Source organism: Teredinibacter sp. KSP-S5-2, from assembly GCF_032773895.1.
Classification (GTDB): domain Bacteria; phylum Pseudomonadota; class Gammaproteobacteria; order Pseudomonadales; family Cellvibrionaceae.
Genome location: NZ_CP120416.1, coordinates 1395309 through 1415159, shown reverse-complemented (window position 1 = coordinate 1415159; position 19851 = coordinate 1395309). Strand labels below are relative to the sequence as shown.

Here is a 19851-nt window from a genome sequence, read left to right as displayed (position 1 = left end):
TTAAGATATGTCTCATTCAAGCACGGTTTCCATAAAATCCAAGCTGGCTTGACTTCGAATAGCTTTACGATGATTGGCCCACAGTGCTTTAATTTTTTCCTGATTACAGACTTTACGATCCACCAACACACAAGTTTTTAACTCACCTACAGGTGTCGGAGAAGGCAGCTTGGCAAATACAAACTGATTGCTGATCAAATCCATAAACGGCCCGGACTTACTTGTGGGCATAATAAAAATCAGTTGTAAACCGAGCGTTTCAGTCAGGTAATGAATCACTTCACGTGAACGGGTTTCATCCATTTTGGAGAAGGCTTCGTCAACCAACACCATGCGTAAATGATTACTGCCTTCATTAAAGCGAAACGCCGAAGTCACTGCCGCAGAACGAATAATATAGGCAGGCGTCTCCAATTGCCCACCAGAGCCCGTACCGTATTGGCTTAAGGCAATAGGCGCTTTACCCTCCGGCTCTTTATAAATTTCATATTGACGATAATTTCTATAATCGCTAATTCGGGTTAATTCACGCAGAGCAACCTGCTCATCCTGGGAAAGCAGCATCTCGAATAGTTTATCCCGAATTTTACACGCCTCTTTCGGTAAGCCGGCATCAAACAAGCTGGTACCATCGCCCAGGTTGGGCATATCGATAATGGTCTTGAAGAAACGCCAATACTCTTTATATTCCGGCATCCAATCCCAACCAAAATAAAAGCGCTCTCTATCCGCGCCAAAGCGGTGGCTTTCCAATTCCTGGTTTAGTTCTTCCAGTACTCGCTTACCCTGGCAAATGGCCTGATAGATCGAATGGCACAGATTGGTCACAAACGCCGTGTTAAAACTTTCTTTTAACTTTTCCAATTGACCGTACTTATTCACCAATACATTATTTTTTAATGTATTAAGCAAACGCACAAGTTCTCCCCCAAGTGCTACTACCCCCAGGAAAAACTCGTCGCCATGACGCTCGCCTATGCCCATGCTATACACAATCTGATTGTGTTGTTGGGCATTCTGATTATGTTCCGTCACTACCTGATAGAGCTTACGCTCAATCTCTTCAAGGGACTGGGCCAGGGTTTTAAGCTGATCAGTAAAATCAAAGTCAGCAGAAGCTTGCCCTGCTTGTGTATCGGCCGCCTGCAAAGCGGTCTCATCGTCAAAGTCGGGGTACAATTTACCAATTTTACGAATACGTTCTTCCAGACGCTCCTGCTCCGCCTGCAGTTCTTCAATACTGTCGACTTGCTCGCGAATCTTTTTATCAATTTGTCGATTTTTTTCCGTAGCAACACCAATCTGCTGCTGTAATTCGCTGGACTGAGCTTCCAGCTCCTGAGATTGCTGTTTAATTTTTTCCAGCTCGTCTTCCAGTGATTTAAAATCACTGAGGTCAAGCCGGGCTAATTCATTTTCAGCGTGGGTAATTTTCCGCTGAATTCGGCAAATATCCTGCAACAGTTCCGCGCAAGCAACGGGTTTAATCCCGTCTACCAACTGAAAAATGGTGTGAACCTGCTGCACACTAGTCTCAAAGGCGTTTTGTTCGATCAGCAAACGATCCAGTTCATCGCGCTTTGCCTGCATAGCTCGCTGCCGAGCACCCTGGCCAAAAACCAATTCACTGTCGTCCAGATCGCAACGCCACATACTGTAGTTACCAGCACCCAGCCCTTCCGTAGTTAAACCACGTGCGGTTTTTTTCAGGGATTCGGCATCCTCCACTAACAGCACATTGCCGTAGGAAGCGCGAATATAGTACTCAGCGGTTTTGTGGCTGAACTCCAAAACACTGACCAGAGAGTTATCGGCATGGGTTAATCTGTCTGCATCACGCTTTGCTTTCCCACCTTGAATCACACGCGCATTGTTTCGTCGGGCATCAGACAAAGAACGAACTATGCGGATCGCGTCGGCCTCATACTCTTCATCAACAAGAATGGAGAAACGCGCACCACCAATATAGCCTTCAATTGCCATCTGCCATTGCGGGTCAGTCACTTCAATAAAATCACACAACACTTGTGGATTGGCTTCCGGGCATTGTTTGCGAATTGCATTCAATGCATTTTCGACATAAACCGGATAATTGGCTTTATGATTTTTCAGGCGCAGAATTTCTTTTTCTTTTTGCCCACGACGCCCCAACATGGCTTGGTATTTTTGGTCGTTCAGGGAAACCTGGATGGCAATTTGGTCGCGTATACTTTTTTTGCCACTGCCTTCTTCTTTATGCAGTAACTCAGTCCACTTTTGCAGATTAGCTTCAAACGCTATAAAGGAATCCAGCTGTTGCTCGATTTGTTCGATTCCCACCCAGTCCTTGGACAACATACGACTGATATCAATATCAATCGTATTTTCATTCTCCAATACTTTTTTCGCAGCCTGCCGGAAATGCTTATCTTCCAACTCGGGAATGTGCACCGCCAATGAGCTTTTGCTGAGCGCTTCAACCAGTTTTTGCGTGGCCTCTGTGTTTTTTACCATCTGCTGATGTTGAACCAACAACGGCTTGGCACGCTCTCCCAATTCACGGGAAAACTGCTCCACAGATTGTTCTAAATCGTCTTTGGTTTTCAGCGCATTAATGCCCTGACGTTTGGCTTCAAGGGCTACCCGCTGATCGTATAACTGTCGCTGACGCTCATTGCAGATAGTCAGCTTTTCGGAGTTTTCGTCAAAGTCACTTTTTATTTGAGACTGCAGACGTTTAGTATCCCGATAGGCTTTTTGTTTTAAAAACAAACTGCGGCTGGCATCGGTATATTGCAATACATTGCCTTCGATCCAGGTGTCCACATAACGTTTGGTATAGGATTCCGCATTAGACAAAGTTTCGATTGCACCGCGAATGGTTTTTGCATCCGCTTCCATTTGATGGATGGTTTTCATCAGTTCGGAAACATTGCGGATAGCATCACCCAAATCACGCGGTTCCAATACTTCTCTAGCAACAAACTCGGAGATGCTTTTTACTGGCTTATAGGCCATAAAATTGGAAAAAGTACGTGCGGCATGTTTGGCTTCACGGGCCGGAACCGCTTCCTTTTTCCCCCTTAACACACCGTAGAGACGATTAAGATACACCCCTTTTTTGTCATACACCTCGACCAGATTACTGCCAAACTCTTTTTTCAGCAGGCCTGCAATATGGGCGGTTTCAGTTATATGTTTACCATCGGGAAATTCCCGAACAAAGTGCGCCAGATTTAATTCCGTGTCCGTGACAATTAAAAAGTTTACATTATCTAAACGGGCCTGAGTTTGCTTTCCAGCTCGATCCAAAAAGGCCCGCATGCACATTACCGCAGTAAATGGTGAAGCATTTTCTCCCTGGGTGGGGTGAAACACCCCTGCGATATATCCATCTGACGTATCTAATCGAGCATAACTGCCGTCGTCACAGCCCATCACGTATGACGCTAATGTACGAACCTGCTTGCCCCCTCGCCCTTTTTGTGTGGTTTCATCCTGACCGGGGTTGTAGTTAAACAGGTTTTCGTGGGCCGCCGTCATTAAGGTTTGAATCGCATCGGCTGCGGTGGTTTTTCCAGAACCATTACCACCGGAAAATAAATTAATCGGGCCAAATTCAAATTCGCGCTGCGGGATGTTGCCCCAATTCACCAGAATCAGTTTTTTTAAAAACATCAGGCCTCTCCCCCATCTTTAAACAGCTCACTGGGTGTTACTTCATTATCATCGTCATCAAAGACATTACCGGAAGGGTTAGCCTGTTTATTTTTTTCTTCGACGAGCTCATCGCCCCCCAAAGTTTGCATCACCTCGTCGGTGACAAAGCTGGTAATTGCCGGTTGAATTTTTATCCAGCCCTCATCCCCTTCCAAATCGTCTTCCGAGTTAAACTGGATAAGACGCAACTGGCGCAGGCGACGAAAAATGTTTTTTCTTTCCACCAGGCTTTCCGGTAACGTTCGCTTGAGCAAATTGTTCATCGCAATAGCCAAGCCTTCGAGCGACAACAATGAACAGCCATCATCCTGAATCTGCCCTTCCCGTAGCGACTTTTCATATTCCGCACGCAATACCAGAATAACCGCCACTTCCTGCTGTGTTGGCCGGGTACGAAAGCCGCCGTTAAATGGTTGATCATTTTCATCGGCCAAACCGGGAACCTGTGACCCAGGCGGATAGACACGAACAAAAGCAAACTGTTTATCGTGCTGTAAACGCACAGCAATAAACGATAAGTAGGACTCAACTAATTCCATACACGATAAAAAGCGATCGTAAAGGGTTGCTTCAATCTGACTTTCGTTGCGACAGATAACACCGTAATCGAGCAAGCGAATGACAAGCTCAGAAAACTCATTACGCGAGATATTCAGCGTTTTCAGCTGTTCTTCAATATAGGCATCTAACATAGATTAATTCTTTATTTCGATGAGGAACTCATCGACTTTCTTATAGAAATCGGTTTCAATTTGGCGTTCATTCCAGCGCACAACAAAATGGTGGTCGGAACTGAGGTTATTCACCGCCCCTACTTCAATGGCATGCGCCATAGCCAACAGGTCATGAGCCGTGTTGACCGGCAAATCGGCAGTGGAAACAACCCCTTTATTTTTTAAGGCATCAGCGACATAAGCCTTTAAGGTTTTGTTATCCATAATGAATGCCTGATCCAGAAACTGTTGGATCATCTGCTCACGGCGCGCATCTTCATCAATAGAGACAGACTCCTGCACAGCGGTAGTGACGGTTCGGACTCGTCTGCGCTCATACAATTTTATTTGTGCCGGGTCCACCCATTGCAAACGCATTCCCGCCAAGTTGCCAGAGGCTTCTTCCAGACGGCGGTTTTGCTCTTCCTCGGGCAAGCTTCTTAACACCTGACATAAAGCCACCACGTCATCCGCTTGTTGAACACTCAGATAACTCAGCTGACGAATAATAATGTCTGCCCGCTTGGTAAACCCATGTAAGGCATTGCGCAACGCCGGCAACATAACCTCTGCCGCATTGGTCATACGCTGATCAATGGTATCGAGTATCTGCCATAAGACAGAACGGCTTTTATCCTCTACCAAGTCCGGTACTTGCTGGCGCAATTGTCGCTCAACCTGAGCTTTAAACTCTTTCGGCTTTCGACGAATACGGGTAATAGTTTTGCTTATTTGATCCCGGTGTTTTTCCACGCTGTCTGCCGACAATCGTACAGACACATCCGGCTGGAATCGTTTTTCCATAAACTCAAAGAACTGATCCGTTGCCTGTTGCACCAATTGCTGTGCTTCCACCTCTTGAACCAACTGGCGTTTACGCTCATCCAGTTCGGCAATAACATCGGTAAAATCGGTGACGATTCGTTCGGAGTACTCATAGGCATCCAATAAGTCATAGACCTCACCGCGGGAAATAAACGCTTCCAGCGCATTCAGGGTATTACGGGTGTTACGGTGACGGGTTCGAATCTGAGTCGCATCCGACTCCACTAATGACTGGGTAAAAACCCGGCCCATACGAGTAAACGGGTATGTGGACTGTAAAGTCGCAGGGTCCACCTGCTTAATTAACCAACCACATTCTAATAGCTGCTTGAGAATCCAGCTGGATTGCTCCCGGTTAGACTTGAATCGTTGGCTCGCCTCTTCGCCATCTTCGGTTTCCAGAACCGGCGCACGCACCAGGGCTTCATCAAAAATATCCAATATTTGGTCTTTGGATAATATATGTCCGTAATCCGCCTGCACGCTGTACAGCCGCTGGTAGAGCAAGCGTAAGCATTGCACTATCTGTTCACGGTATTTACTGGTAAGAGGTTTAAAAAAATCTCGACGCTCAGAGGAAAAAAACATAGGTGGTGTGACAAAGCCTCTGGTTAAAAAATAGCCTAAAAGGCATTCAGACTAAGCGGGCTACTCTATGCTTCTGGACGCTATCCGTCAATCCGCCGAGCAAAATTTCCTGGGCCACTTGGCAATCAAACAATTCAAGCGCCTGTCTAGATATTAATCAGTCTCTTCAAGGGCATCCCAGGCTTTTCCCTGCCTTAAATTAACCAGAAAATTACAATTCACAACGCCCGAATTACGAGGAGATCAGAATGGCTATAAAAAAACGGTGTAAAGCTGAGAGCGAAATTCGACATGTCTCTCGAACACACAAGATAATTACCTGGAGCAGAACCAACATAAGCTCCTTTTCACGTAAAAAGACGCTATTTTCGAGGTAAAAAGGGCATTAAATCCGGCCATATCGCGCAAAAGCTAGGCATAGCCTTAAAACATGCTTTAGAATTAATGTGTACGGTTAACAAAAACATATAAAGGAGCCTCTATGGCCGCGAATAAAACCTCCCTTTCCAGTCACGACATTAAGAAACAAATCAACGACCTTCATACCAAACTTGAAAAAACCCAATTTTCTGACTTGTCGAAATCTGAAAAAGCGCTCGCCAAGCTACAAAAGGCCATAACCAAGTCTTCAGAAAAACAGAAAAAAGCCAAAGCCAAGCTGGATGCTCTAAGAAGCAAGCACAAGAGTAACCCGTCTAAGTCGTCTAAAACTGCAGTCGCCAAGGCACAAGAAGCAAGCAATGCCGCCTCGGCAGAATCAAAAGAGCTAAGAACTCAACTCGCTGCAGCAAAAGCAGCCATGAAATCCATTCAAGACGATTTGGCACAAACCAAAAAAGAAAAGAAAGCGGTTGAAGATATCAGAAACAAGCAAAGCAAGCCCGCTCCAAAACGTAAGAAAAGAGCACCAAAAAAAGCTTAATACAATTCAGTACAGGCTCGACTACTTGAGCCTGTACTTCTTCCTTTGGCATTAAGCGCCCAATAGTATCGAAACAAACCATTTTTAATAAACAAATAAAATGCCGCTATGGCATTGTATCGTGAATATTCTCCAGCTCTTCCAGAATTGCCGTGTACATTTCGGTATCGCAGGCGCGAGTAAAGGAATCTTTATCGCTATTGTTCAGTTCAAATAAATAGTAATTGTATTGCAGAACTAACTGGGGAATTTTATCCCGAGCATTTTGATTCCAAGGCCATCCACTAATCCGTTGCAACAAATAGGTTTTTGCTTCCGGGCTGGATACAATAAAAACCAATTCGACAACACACTCAGTAGAAAACTCGGACGCAACAGGTAGGTGTCTGACCATTTCCAAAATCCATTTATCACCTTTCACCCTCGCCAAATGAATTAATTCTGTTCCTAAGTTTTTTTCAAAGATATCAATAATAAGCGACCTAGGAGTGATTACCCCGCCATCAATATCAGTTAAGCTCCCCGCCGGATTAGAATTATTTCCTTCCGGTTTAGTCTCATCCCTTTCTATTAAATCCATTTCAGAAAGCAACTGAATGGGGTCTCGATGGTTCACTATTTGATCACAGAAATATATATGGCTAGTGTTTGCCATATAAAATACAACGGTATGGCCTGAAAACACCGTTAAACATTAGGCGGAATTCTATTCTTTTCGAAGAACAAAAATATGATGTAACTTAACAAAAACATTAAAAAGGCGGGAAAAGCTTATATAAAGCTCATTATTTTACATTTGGGGAATCATAAAAGATGATTTAAAGACACATATATGCAGCGGTTTGAACCATTCAAAAACAACCCAATCCACGACCGTTACGCATAATGGGAATTATTCACCCTAGAAGAAGCGAATAAAAAATGGAAGTGCTTTACAAAAAAAGCTTTATCCCCCCGCGATAGGAGATAAAGCCTAAAAAAGACTTTGGCATTTAGATGCCAAAGTCTTGAGCAGTGAACGTTATAGGTTCAGAGTTGGCAACCAGTTCATCTGATTGGTGGAAGAACAAGACTCTTGAGTCAGATAATAAAAACTGTTCGGTCCTTCTGGAACAGAAGAGCTATTCAAACACAAGTTGCTATGGGCGTTTTGAAATTTGACGGAACCATCGGCTTGAATTTCTTTTGTCCATAAAACGGCATCCGAGTCATCACACTTATTGAGCACAATATCGGATCCAGCTGTTTGATCACTTACAGACAGACAGTTTTTAGACTTATATTGCTTTAACATCCACGAGCCTGATTGAGTCTTAGATTGAACCAGGGACCACAAAAAATTGTCGTTAGTAGAACACGTATATTCGATTGTTTTGCTTCCTATATTCGTCCCGGCCATTTCAGAATCGACACATCGACCAGTGGCTGTATTTTTGATCACAGTGAAACTCATTTCTATGCCACTGTCTGGACGAGTGGTAAAACGCCAATCCGAGTTAGCGGAAAAGTCTGCGCAGCCTGCTTGGATTATATCTCCCGTATTGCTCACACTTAAACATAAGCCGCTGGCATTATTCTGCAGTCTGATCTTACCATCGTCCCGCACAATTTTTTTCCACTGCCGGTCACTCACATCGTTACACGCAGCCTCTTCCACAGCGCTACCAACGAGGTTATTTGTGGTTTGTAAACATCCGCCCATGCCGTAAACATTAAATTGCTGAATTTGCATGTAGCCTGGTGCGGTAAGCGAATCGAGCTGTTCCCAACGCACTAATGTGCTGGTGTTAGCGCAATCAGCCGTGGTGATGTCGCCGCCATTGTTTGCAAGGCATTGCAGTACACTCAAGTTTTGTAGATGTTGATTGGTATCATATACCGCCTCAATGTTCACATCACCATTCACTACCACCGTGGTATTCGGTAAATAGCTCGCAGCAATAGTCGCTGGCGCAGAAGCATCCATAGACCAACCCTGGAAGTTTCGACCATCCACTTGTGCTGGCGCGCTCAAAACAAAAGTCTCGCCTTCACCATCCCAACGGCTATCTTGAACCACTTTATTTGCCGCAACGATATTGGCACTGGTCGTTAAACGAACCTCCGGTTTAAAAACAGCCTGAATCGATGTATTAGCCGTTACGCTTGGCAATGTTAACGTTTTTGGACCAATCTGATCGGCGTTATCCGGTTGCACAACTTGACCATCCACTAGGAAGTGTGCGAGTGCGTATCCCATGTCTGAACGTGCAGTGATGGTAAACGGTGTACCTGCTGGCACAGATGTATTCGCAGTTGGGTAAATTTCTCCGCGAGCCAATGCCTGTGTTACTACTTGTGATGGCCCAAGATCATCCCATGCACCATATTGGCCACCCACAACAGGTGGTGAGTATTGATCAGCATACCAGTTCGCTTCAAAATCATGGCCTTGATACGCAACTCGTGCACCCGCCTGATAAACAGAACTTGAACTCCATTGCGGGTACACGGTGCCTACTACAGTTTGAGTAACATTTGTTGATACATCTACAGTGTAATGCGATACAGGTGAACTTCCTCGGGTATAACTTATTGGATGAGCATAATCGACATCGTTAGTGCGCCCAACAAACTCAATGGTATATACACCTGAACTCAAAGCAGTGAAATCAACGCTAGGGTTAACAGAAAAGTCTGTTTGGTATACAAGGTTGTGACTCTTATAGCGATCATATCCTCCAGCACCATCATCTACATATTCAACGACAAAAGGCGAAGGCTCACTTCCCGGATCAACCAATTTATTATTGCGATCCACTCTAGGCGCATTACCGGCATAAATATCTACACGAATGGGCTTACCATGCGAGTCAACATTCAATAGCAAATTCTCATTCGCGAGTAACGCAGTTCGACGACGAGTTACCTGTACATCATATACCGCCGAGTCCCATTGCTGGATGTCATTGTCGACACAAGTTTCTTCGATAATTTTCACCGAAGGACCCGCCTTCAACGATGCATTTTCTATGGACAAACATAACCCCGAATTTACGTTTTGATATGCTGTGCCGCCATTGGCTTGTAATACTTTTAACCAAACTTGTTTATCGTCGGAACCATTACAAGCAGCAAATTTAACAACAGGATCCAGCACGTTGCCGGTACTGCTGACACAAACATTATCATTGAAGTGTTTTATTTGAACGCCCAAACCTTGCGGTGGTAGCGACCACACCATAGATGAACTGTTTAGATCGCAATACCACGGAATGAAATCATTACCAACAGCGCGTGCGCTACCATTGGGGTCAAGACAGAAACCGCTCCTCCCATTTACCAAAAAAATAGACCCCTGAGTCGCAGTATTAGAACGTTGGTTTTTGCTCAGGTTAGCACCCACCCACAAGCTTTCGCCAATATTCGCAGCAGGAACCAATACTCCGTCATTCTCAAAACCACTGAGGTCAGTATCGACATTGGTATATAGATATTCATCACGAAGTGGACTGATCGTTGGGTCTGAATCATCCGCATCCATTCCGACAACAAAACCATCACCATCTGCGTCCACTGGTGTAATGCCCGATAAATAGGTGTAGTTCAGTCCCCAATAAACAAGTTGCGCTTTCCATATATCCGCTTTGGCCGGGTCGATTGCAGCAATCTGATTAATCAATTGCAAATGGAAAAACTCTTCGGCTTCCTTTTCTTTAAAGCTTACTTTAGGGTTCTGAGCTTGATACCACTGAATGGTATTAATCAGAAAATCCCATGAGCCCATAAAATTCTTTAACATCAACATGAACGCATCGCTATTCATAACCGCATACATATCAATATCCGGGTCATTGCCAAATTTTAAATAACGGCCGCGAATCAACATGGCTTTGGCAAGCGCAAGATATTCGTTCTTTTCCATACCGCCAGCACCTTCGGGGTCGGCAATCCATTCCCGAAAATAGTTCGCCGCCGGTTCGACGTTATTGTATCTAGCAACCTTCTCATTTTTCTCATTCAGGTAGTAAGTGTGTGCATAGGTCATGCCATAGGCCAGAGTAAAAATATGGCCAACTTCATGGGTCCAGGCAGAAGCATCCAATACTCGATCGCCTGGATTGAAATTAAAATGGGCAATATTAATTGGACCTGAAGCATCTCCACCATTTTTATAATTTGGATCATGGGGCTTTTGACCACCTACTCGAGACCCCCAGGTGGTTTCATTAATATCCGTCAACTTAAAAAATTCATTGAACGCTTTTGAGTGCTCTTCACTGTAAGCCTGCCAATTGAACGTACTTTTCTGATGAGTTTCCGCCTCGATATAGCCTTTATTATTGGCACTGGCTGCGCCCAAAACAAAGGTGTCATCAAAGGTACTGGCATCAATTTCCGACATTGCACCTTCCAAGCGGGCTGGTGAAGCAACGGCGCTTTTTATCGTATAGGGCACAGTAATATCCCTCGGTGCTAACCAAGTACTCTTCCACACTTCCCGGTCAGGAGAATCGTTCAACGCGGTCAGGATTAACGTGTAACTTCCCGCCTTTTCGACATGAAATTCAATGCGGTTGTTTGCTTTCGGAATATTCGTACCAGCAACATTACCACTCCAATCAGCGGGCGAAGACCACCATGGCCCTTTGTCGCCGTTACGATTCCCCTGGATCAAATTGAGTTGAAGAGGTGAGCTACTACCTATATGAATATCGACATACTTGCCCACATCTTCTAGCGGAACATTAAAATTCACCACTGCAGACTGGTCGTAAGCGTTGCTTACGCCATCAGGCGCTGCCCCCAATTGAATCGTGGAACTGATATCAATATCAGCCCAGCTTGCCCCACTCAAAAGTGCGGCAGCAATAGCCAAAGCGGGAACTTTTGACAAGTTTTTCATCAGAAACCCTCATTTAATAATTTTTATGCTGTTTGTACAGAAAATAAATATCCGTATTGGGAAATATCTCTGGCCCAAAACAAAGAGCGGAAATACATCTACCCTGAATATCAAGTAGCGTTTACTTACGACAATTTCAGGAAGGTGGTGATACTTACCACGCGGAGGGGATATTACTTTGAGGTCAAAAAAACGAAATATAAAAAGATATTACAATTCATCAGAAAAATAGTACCTTTCTATTTATTCTCAAGACTATAAAAACAACATGGGCGATAAATTTTAAATAAAGCAAAAAATCAATAGATTTAGGCGACAATAAATAAAAAACAACGAAAACAATGCCCGTCGTATTTTATTCCATTCCTTTCGCTTTATATTCATAATTTTACAAACGCACAAAAAAAGCTCTATTCCCCAAATAGGGAACAGAGCTTCGATAGAGGTCAACAATACATGTTGACATGTTTTTACCGCAATTAGAGATTAGTTAACGACTGCCACGTCACTTCCGTTGCCGTATCACAATCCCGCTGGGTGACATAATAAACATTATCCGGTGCGGTGGTGGTTGGATTCTTACTAATACACAATAAGCTGTATCGGTTTTTATACTTCACGCTGCCATCGGCTTGTACAATTTTTTCCCAAAGTGTATTGGCATTTTCTGAACAAATACCCAGAGTTAATTGACTACCGGACTGCATATCATTGGCTTGCATACAGTGTTTTGACTTATGCTGCTTCAACATCACATCATCGGAACCATTACTCGCCGGCACTTGGTACCACAACAGGGAATCAAACGAGTTGCACGTGTACGCGATGATTGCGGTACCAGGATCAGTATTCCCCCAAAATGAATCAAAACAGTAATTACCTGAGAGATTCTTTATTCGGGTTGCGCCCATTGCGGCAGGCTCCGAAGGCGCTGTAGTGAATCGCCACTCGTTGTCCAGAGTTGTACTGTTGCAATCTTCCTGAATCAGGTCACCGGTGTTATTGATCGTCAAGCATAAGTTGCTGGCTCCGTTTTTCAACTTAACCGCACCATTATCCTGAACCAATTTAGTCCACTGTTGATTCGCGGAATCGATGCAAAAATCATCAGTGACAGCGCTTCCCGCAATCGTATTTGTTGACTGGACACATGTGCCGTAACCGTAAACATTATATTGCTTGATTTGCACAAACCCCGGTTGAACAGAATCCACCTGCTCCCAACGTGCCACAGGGCCTCCAGTTTGACATGCAACGGCCTGCATATCTGAGCCCGAATTACCCACGCACAATCCGGATTTTAAACTTTGAATATGTTGATCCGTTTCGTATATAGCTTGAATACTGACATCACCGTTCACCACAACAGTGGTCGACGCACTGTAAGCAGCGGCTATGATGGCTGGCCCATTATTATCAATCTGCCAACCCTGGAAACCTCGACCATTTACCTGTGCTGGTGCATTTAATGAAAAGGTTTTTCCTTGTGCATTCCAGCGGCTGGTTTCAATCACTTCATTTGCTGGCGTAATATTGGCGTAAGTATGCAACCTGACCTCAGGTTTAAATACCGCCTCAATACTCATGCTCGAGCTCACGTTGGCAATCGTTACCGTCTTAGGCCCAAGGGCATCCGGGTTGTCTGGAAGCACAACTTGTCCATCAACCAGAAAGTGATCCAACTCGTATCCCATTTCTGATCGCGCAGTAAAGGTAAATGGTCTCCCCCCAGCAGCAAAAGAATTGTACTTGGGGTAAACTTTTCCACGGCTACTCTCTACCGCAACAAGCGTCTCGTTTAATTCATCCCAAGCCGTATTCCAGGGGCTATCCGACGGCTCTTGATAATTCCAGTTAACGGTCGAAACGTAGTATTTCCCTTTGTAACTGACCTTGTCACCCACCGATAATGGCTTAGCCGCATCATTCCAATCGGGATGGCAGATCGGGTTTGTTGTGGCACCATTAATTGATACGCAGATGTTATGCATATCAACCACAGCATTAGTGTGCTTGTAGGTAATGGGGTGTGCGTAATCACTGTCTACCGCCAAAGCTGTAAACTCAATGGTATAAATACCAGATAAAGGTGCAACAAAATCAAGATGCTGATTCACCGCAGGGTCAGTTTGGTAAACCAAATGATGGGTTTTATGTCTTTCATCCACACTATTCACCGAACTCATGGTAGCGGTAATAGAACTAGTATGATTAAAAATCTCATTATTCGGCCCAATATACGGAGCGTTACCTTGGTAAACATCTATCTGAATCGGCACACCATGAGATTCAACATCCAGTTTCAGGTTTTCACCGGCAGCAAGCAGTGTACGTCGACGGGTTGTTTTTACATTAAAAGAAACATAATCCCATTGCTGGAATTCCGTTGCCGAACACGCTTCCTCAATAACACCGGCACCATTGAAATAAGAATGGCCGTCAACTGACAAACACTTGCCTGAATTTTTATTTTTGTAGCCAAACCCACCATTCGCTTGCGTAATTCTTTCCCATGTCTGCTTATTATCAGCGCTATTACATGTCTGTAACTTAACGCCATTACTGGTGGAAGAAAGGCATAAATTTTCAGCAAACTGTTTTATACGCAGACCATTGGCCACTTGCTGAATATCCCATGCCATATTAGGGAAGTTAAAGCACGACCAAACAAGATTGTCTGCATTAACGCTGTAATGACTGTATAAACAATAAGCGCTTGCACCATTCACCAAAACATGACTACCACGTATATCCGGCGAACCAGGATCCCCCTCATACACGTTCTTACTTAAATCAGAACCAAGTAAAAAACTCTCGGCTTTGAAATTAATAGGCACAAGCACGCCATCGTTCGCATATCCACTATAGTCCGTATCAACGCCAGAATAGAAATATTCATCACGCGCAGGACTGATCGATGCATCGTTGTCGTTAGTATCTAACCCGGCAACAAAACCATCATTATCCCCATCAACAGGGTTAGCGTTTGCCAATACCGGGTAATTTAATCCCCAATGGGCCAACTGATTTTTCCATACGGTGGCTTTTGCCGGATCGATGGCTTCTATTTCGATCAGTAACCTCGCCACCAACAACTGCTCAGACTGTTCATCGCCGTCAGCAGGAGGCACGTTTTGAGACAGATACCACTCAATGGTGTTTTGTAAAAAATCCCAATTACCGATGTAGTTTTTTAATAACAGCATAACGCCCTGATTGATCATCACTCTATGTGGATCGATATCCGGATCGTAGCCATGCTTGAGCTCGCCTAAAAACGAAAGCATCAGTTTAGAATGACGAATAAACTCTTGCTTCTCGGCACCGCCTCGGCCGTCGGGGTCTGAAAGCCACTCGCGGTAATAATTCGCTGTCGTTTCCCAGCTCTCATATCTTTCATTCCCACCTGAAGGCCCAGGCGCGTCAAAACCATATTCCCAACCCACGGCATGACTGAAAACATGACCGACTTCATGTGTCCAGGCAGTTGGGTCTAACACTCTATCGCTAAAATTCAAATAGGGAATAGTCACTCGGATAGGGCTGGACGCATCGGCTGCCGGCTTATAATTGGGTTCAAAAGGTATCTGGTACGGAACGAACGTGCCATATTTAGTAAATTTTTTCTTGGTCAGAGAAAAGTATTCGTTAAAAACTTTAAAGTACTCTTCATTATATGCCTGCCAATTAAAGCTGCTTTTTTGTACGACCTGAGCATCGCGGTATGCCTTTTCTTTCCAGGTAATTTCACCAATTGAAAACGTATCAGGAAAAGTCTCTTCTAATGCATAAGTGCTTTCAGCATTTTTATATATCTGTGAGGCCACATTAGTAGCAATAGAATATGGCAGTACAACATCACGAGGCGCCATAAGGTGTTTTTCCCAGGAATATCGCCCGGCGTGATCATTGCGCGTAGTAAGTACCAAAGTATAACGGCCGGGTATAGCAGGCTGAAATTCAACGCGAGTGTTGGCAACAGGGCGTGTCTGACCGGCAATACTCTGATTCCAATCACCATACGTCCATAATTCTTTTGACCAGTTTCTATGGCCTCGCGACACATTCAACTGAACCGGTGTCTGGCTATTTATTTCTATAGAAATATATTTCCCCACATCTTCGGACGAGACATTAAATGGTATGACCGCGGATTGGTCATAGGGATAGTCAACACCATCACCATTTAATGCACCCATGGTAACAGTACCAGACAGATCAACTGCCCAGCCAGCCCCGCTAAGAAGTGCAGAGGCAATAGCCACAGCAGAAACTCTTGACAAGTTTTTCATCAAAAACCCTCATATAATAATTATTGTGTTTTACACACGAGAAACGTATGCAATACAAGGCATACCGAAAAACCGTTTTCAAGAAGCAAACTGCGCCTAACGTAACAAGGGCATGAAGAACGTACTTACACCCGTAACATCAGACAGCATTTACTTATAATTGAAAATTAAACAGATTTGTTTTCGGATTATTTTTAGAACAGCAGCGGCCGCCACCACGCATAAGGAATGTTACTGTGAGGTAAAAAAAATGAAATATAAAAAGATATTAAAACCAGCCACAAAAATATTACCTTTTTGCTCAAAAAAGTAAAATCGGAAAACTTTAGCGACAAAGTAAAGCAAACAGCGAAAAGCCAAAATATGGACACAGATACATTGCCGATCATTATTCAGGTTATAAAACAAAAACCATCCCACCAGCTGACTGTACGTTTTACGCCCACCCTTTTCATATAAGGTGAGCATTTTCAATCTATGTATCAGCTTATCAGAGGCAAAGCATATCGAAACTCTCCAACAATACTATTCACCATGCATATCAAATTTTCCTGACGAAAACCCTTTATCACCAGAGAAAGAGCATTAATCAAGAACAGTCAACATACAAGCAAAAAGGTAATCACAGAGCGATAGCACATCACTTAGAACGGGGTGATTTTAGAATGACTTTTCCTTCCGGAAAGATTGAGAAAGCAAACAAAAAAAGAATAATAAGAGGTCGGATAGACCAACCTCTTAGTTAGAGGTTATTTGAAAATACAATGTTTCGCGTAGTCTTTTGTTTCATTTGCAGTCCAATCGCCCTTATCCTTAGCATCCATATGCTTACACCACTTATCACTTCCTACTTCTGGCGTACAACCAAGAAACATTAAGCACAATAACGGAATGATTATTTTTTTCATCTCAACACCACAACTTAGTATAATCAGAAGCCTATATAAAAGGCTCGGCTATCATACTCACACGATTGACTTTCTGCAAATTATCCATCAGGGAAATGTGATTCTCGCTATCAGGCCTTCCCCCTCGTCTTTATCCAAAAATGCCAGACCAGCCTGATGTAAATCCACTATTTTCATCACGATTGATAAACCAATACCACTGCCATAGGTTTGAGTATCCGAAACGCGATACGAACGACGGACGGAGTTTAGCTTCTGATCATCCGTCATCCCCGGTCCGTTATCAATCACATCTAGCATAGAGTGACCGTTTTCGCTTCCCACACGAACGATAATCAACTCTTTTTCTTTACTGTACTTATAGGCATTTTCCACCAAATTTCTCAACAGTGTGTTGAGTAGTGTTCGATTACCCAATATCACTGTTTTTTCGCCTTGAAGTTCAAAATCATACTTTGCTAACACATAGTCCGGTAAGAGCATAATGACTTCTTTTGCCAACATATAAAGATCAATCTCTTCGACGCTCATACGGCCATGTTCGCTTTCCAGCTTATTTAAAAGCAACAGCTGTTCAATAGTATGAGACATGTTATCAATACTACGGATAACTTTATGCACAGACTCTTCTGATTCACCTCGCAGTGTTTCTTTTAACTGAATATTCTGCACATGAACCTTAATCGCCGCCAAAGGCGTTCTTAGTTCGTGGGCCAAATCAGCATTAAAGTTTTTCTCTTGTGTCAGCACACAATGAATACGCTCTAACAAGTCGTTAATTGCTTGCTTGATTGGCGCTAATTCCCCGATCACAGGTAGGTCAATGGAATTAAGGTTATTTTCACCGCGCTCAGATAACTCGGCACTAAACCTGAACAGTGGTCGCATACCAAATAACACCGCCAGAATGGCAATAGTTAACACCAACAGATTAGTTAACGCCATGGCAAACAAATGATCGCGGGTAAGCATATCAACTAACTCTTCTCGTACACTTTCCTGCTGAGCGGTATATATCCATTTATTTGCCGTATTGGAATACAAGGCAAAGATATGCCAACGAATATCGTTGTATTTAATTTCGCTGTAACCCGGCGTGGTAGCAGCCAGAGGATATAACGGCGCATTTTCCGATGTTAGAAGTAAATTTCCTTCGAGGTCCCATACTTGGTAGGCAATTTTTGCTTCATAGTCATGGCCATAATACGCTGAGGCTTCAATCCCCTCCATTTCTGGCACTGAACTCACGATTGCATCAGGGGAATCCGGAATTGAGGTAGTGGAAACCAGGCGATCGATAGTTCTCGCCAACTGCGCCTGCTCGGCAGCAAATAACTCTTCAATTTCCAGCTTGGTATATCGGTAAATATAGAAACCAGCGACAACGTTGACACAGGTCAGCCCAATAACCAGAAGCAGGATGATTCGATTACGAATGGAGTTCAATGAAAGAAGTCCTTCACCAACATGTACCCAACACCACGAATGGTTTTAATTGACCCGGTGCCAATTTTTTTACGCAGGTTATGGATATGTACCTCCAGAGCATTGCTTTCAATATCCTGCTCCCAACCATAAGACAAAGATTCAAGGTTATCACGGGTAAATACTTTATTTGGATTTTCAAAAAAGGTTTTAATTAATGGAAACTCTCGACGGGAGAATTCAATTCGTTTATCAGCAAAAAGCAACACCCTGCTGTTCAGGTCCAACTGCGCATGACCAAGCGTAATGTTTTCGTCCGCCCGCCCACTAAAACGCCGGGTTAGCGTTCGAATTCGCGCTTCCAGTTCACGAACATCAAAGGGTTTTATCATGTAATCATCCGCACCGGTGTTCAATCCCAGAAGTTTATCTTCCAACTGGTCTCTGGCGGTAAGAATTAACACTGGAATCGTTTTCCCCTGCTGACGAATTTCTTTTAATAGTGTGAGTCCGTCAACATCCGGTAAGCCTAAATCTAAAATAACAAGGCTGAAATCATTATCTTGCAATGCTGAAACAACATACTTACCCGCTTTAAGCCATTCAACGGTATAAGAAAAATGAGACAGGGCTTCTTTCACCCCTTCTCCAAGTAGGTCATCATCTTCGACGAGCAGTATTCTCATGTAGCACTACACCAATACTTAACCTCTTGCTGCTGTAAAAACGCTTCGGCATTTTTACCATTAAGCAAAGCAATGGTCGCCAGACATCCGGCTTGAATACATACCTGTGCAGCAACCGTCACAGAGGAAGGGGCACCGGGAACAGGCCAACCGGTTTTGGGGTTTAATATGTGGCTGTATTTCTTTTTACCTCGACGAAGGAAACGCTTGGAATCACCGCTGGTTGCCAAAGCCCCTTCGCGGATAGTGAGTACACCTTGAGTTTTATCACTGGCGGTTGGGTCTTCAACTCCAACTGTCCAAACCTCATTGTTTTTTCTGGGAACAGAAATTTCGATATCGCCACCCAGGTTAACCAGAACAGAAGTTTCGGGGAATTGTTCCCGACAAAGTTGAGCGGTCCGACTGACCGCATACTCTTTACCTATGCCACCAAAATCGATTTCCATGTCTTTTTTCATAGTCAGGGACTGATTGCTATAACGGATTTTTTCCCAACCGATGTCTGGCAGAATTTGATCAATTTGCGACTGTGATGGAATCTTGTCACTGCCATCAAATTTCCATATTCGACGTAAAACCCCCGAAGTGATATCAAACATACCGGAGGAAAGCGTATAACAGGCATCGGCAAAGGTTAATAGCTTGTAGCATTCTTCATCGATATCGACGGTTTCACCCATCGCAGTATTGAGTCGATCACACAAATTCCCTTTTATGTAACGACTAAATTTGTGTTCTATGCGTTTTACCTCCTGGTAGCAGATATTCTGTATGGCCTGCGCGCGCTGTATATCATCCGTTTCGATTAATAACTCACACGGGCTGGCCATAGCAGAAAAAGCTGCCAGATAATAGGTTTTCTTGTGTATCAGTTGAGGTTCTTCGCTCACATCCACTATAAGGTG

11 protein-coding genes are annotated in these 19851 nt (G+C 43.9%); 1 reads left to right on the top strand and 10 read right to left on the bottom strand.

Translation table 11 applies throughout. The annotated features are described in order from the left end of the window. Positions 1-12 precede the first annotated feature (12 nt). Genes P5V12_RS06520 through P5V12_RS06510 form a run of 3 tightly spaced genes read right to left on the bottom strand, consistent with a single transcriptional unit; the run spans position 13 to position 5825 of the window. Complete coding sequence (locus P5V12_RS06520; RefSeq protein WP_316956541.1) at positions 13-3657, bottom strand: ATP-binding protein; 3645 nt, start codon at positions 3655-3657, stop codon at positions 13-15. Beyond that, complete coding sequence (locus P5V12_RS06515) at positions 3657-4391, bottom strand: DUF4194 domain-containing protein (protein ID WP_316956540.1); 735 nt, start codon at positions 4389-4391, stop codon at positions 3657-3659. Before P5V12_RS06515 ends, P5V12_RS06520 begins: the two co-directional genes overlap by 1 nt. Positions 4392-4394: 3 nt before the next feature. After that, complete coding sequence (locus tag P5V12_RS06510; protein WP_316956539.1) at positions 4395-5825, bottom strand: Wadjet anti-phage system protein JetA family protein; 1431 nt, start codon at positions 5823-5825, stop codon at positions 4395-4397. Positions 5826-6306: 481 nt separating this feature from the next. Between P5V12_RS06510 and P5V12_RS06505 the strand changes: the two genes are divergently transcribed. Further along, a complete protein-coding gene (locus tag P5V12_RS06505; RefSeq protein WP_316956538.1) occupies positions 6307-6747 on the top strand; it encodes a hypothetical protein in 441 nt (146 codons plus the stop codon). A 106-nt stretch (positions 6748-6853) separates the two neighbouring features. Here the strand turns inward: P5V12_RS06505 and P5V12_RS06500 are convergent, their stop codons facing one another. From P5V12_RS06500 to P5V12_RS06470, 7 genes are all read right to left on the bottom strand, one after another. Further along, on the bottom strand, positions 6854-7363 hold the full coding sequence (locus tag P5V12_RS06500) for a hypothetical protein (RefSeq protein ID WP_316956537.1): 510 nt from the start codon (positions 7361-7363) through the stop codon (positions 6854-6856). A gap of 405 nt (positions 7364-7768) precedes the next feature. Next, positions 7769-11632 carry a ricin-type beta-trefoil lectin domain protein gene (locus P5V12_RS06495; RefSeq protein WP_316956536.1) on the bottom strand — a complete coding sequence of 1288 codons (3864 nt, stop codon included), beginning with the start codon at positions 11630-11632 and terminating at the stop codon, positions 7769-7771. A gap of 479 nt (positions 11633-12111) precedes the next feature. Next, on the bottom strand, positions 12112-15924 hold the full coding sequence (locus P5V12_RS06490) for a ricin-type beta-trefoil lectin domain protein (protein ID WP_316956535.1): 3813 nt from the start codon (positions 15922-15924) through the stop codon (positions 12112-12114). A gap of 749 nt (positions 15925-16673) precedes the next feature. Next, complete coding sequence (locus P5V12_RS06485) at positions 16674-16832, bottom strand: DUF3012 domain-containing protein (protein WP_316956534.1); 159 nt, start codon at positions 16830-16832, stop codon at positions 16674-16676. 87 nt (positions 16833-16919) lie between these two features. Beyond that, a complete protein-coding gene (locus P5V12_RS06480) occupies positions 16920-18278 on the bottom strand; it encodes an ATP-binding protein (RefSeq protein ID WP_316956533.1) in 1359 nt (452 codons plus the stop codon). Beyond that, positions 18275-18943 carry a response regulator gene (locus P5V12_RS06475; RefSeq protein WP_316956532.1) on the bottom strand — a complete coding sequence of 223 codons (669 nt, stop codon included), beginning with the start codon at positions 18941-18943 and terminating at the stop codon, positions 18275-18277. The genes P5V12_RS06480 and P5V12_RS06475 overlap by 4 nt, the downstream gene beginning before the upstream one ends. Next, positions 18940-19842 (bottom strand): FAD:protein FMN transferase, encoded by a 903-nt coding sequence (locus P5V12_RS06470; protein WP_316956531.1) that lies wholly within the window; start codon positions 19840-19842, stop codon positions 18940-18942. Before P5V12_RS06470 ends, P5V12_RS06475 begins: the two co-directional genes overlap by 4 nt. Between the last annotated feature and the right edge of the window lie 9 nt (positions 19843-19851).

Excerpts from the sequence above, each read along its gene's own strand:
- P5V12_RS06520 (WP_316956541.1), bottom strand. The coding sequence starts at position 3,657 with ATGTTTTTAAAAAAACTGATTCTGGTGAATTGGGGCAACATCCCGCAG.
- P5V12_RS06515 (WP_316956540.1), bottom strand. The coding sequence starts at position 4,391 with ATGTTAGATGCCTATATTGAAGAACAGCTGAAAACGCTGAATATCTCG.
- P5V12_RS06510 (WP_316956539.1), bottom strand. The coding sequence starts at position 5,825 with ATGTTTTTTTCCTCTGAGCGTCGAGATTTTTTTAAACCTCTTACCAGT.
- P5V12_RS06505 (WP_316956538.1), top strand. The coding sequence starts at position 6,307 with ATGGCCGCGAATAAAACCTCCCTTTCCAGTCACGACATTAAGAAACAA.
- P5V12_RS06495 (WP_316956536.1), bottom strand. The coding sequence starts at position 11,632 with ATGAAAAACTTGTCAAAAGTTCCCGCTTTGGCTATTGCTGCCGCACTT.
- P5V12_RS06490 (WP_316956535.1), bottom strand. The coding sequence starts at position 15,924 with ATGAAAAACTTGTCAAGAGTTTCTGCTGTGGCTATTGCCTCTGCACTT.
- P5V12_RS06485 (WP_316956534.1), bottom strand. The coding sequence starts at position 16,832 with ATGAAAAAAATAATCATTCCGTTATTGTGCTTAATGTTTCTTGGTTGT.
- P5V12_RS06475 (WP_316956532.1), bottom strand. The coding sequence starts at position 18,943 with ATGAGAATACTGCTCGTCGAAGATGATGACCTACTTGGAGAAGGGGTG.